Source organism: Empedobacter stercoris, from assembly GCF_020281205.1.
In the GTDB taxonomy this organism is placed as follows: Bacteria; Bacteroidota; Bacteroidia; order Flavobacteriales; family Weeksellaceae; genus Empedobacter; species Empedobacter stercoris.
In genome coordinates this window covers 1-521 of the sequence record NZ_JACXZC010000073.1, presented here as the reverse complement: position 1 = coordinate 521, position 521 = coordinate 1, and the positions used below count along the sequence as shown (strand labels likewise).

The window sequence follows — 521 nt, the reverse complement described above, 5'->3', positions numbered from 1 at the left end:
TCTAAGTACCAATAGGAAAAGAAATCAATTGAGATTCCGTAAGTAGTGGCGAGCGAACGCGGATTAGCCCTAAAGACTTTATAATTTTAGTAGAATAACCTGGAAAGGTTAACCGAAGAGGGTGATAGTCCCGTAAGCGAAAAGGTTATAAGGTTGATAACGAGTAAGGCGGAACACGAGAAATTCTGTCCGAATATGGGAGGACCATCTTCCAAGGCTAAATACTCCTCAAAGACCGATAGTGAACTAGTACTGTGAAGGAAAGGTGAAAAGCATTTCGAATAGAAAGTTGAAATAGAACCTGAAACCGTACGCCTACAAGCGGTCGGAGCACGTAAGTGTGACGGCGTGCCTTTTGCATAATGAGCCTACGAGTTAATGTTGCTGGCAAGGTTAAGGACTTCAGGTCCGGAGCCGTAGCGAAAGCGAGTCTGAATAGGGCGGTATAGTCAGTAGTATTAGACGCGAAACCTTGTGATCTACCCATGGGCAGGTTGAAGCTTTGGTAACACAAAGTGGAG

Annotated in this window: 1 rRNA gene; it reads left to right on the top strand. The window is 44.7% G+C overall.

Annotation, left to right across the window (positions count from 1 at the left end):
* A 23S ribosomal RNA gene (locus IF125_RS14215) occupies positions 1 to 521 on the top strand; the annotation flags it as partial.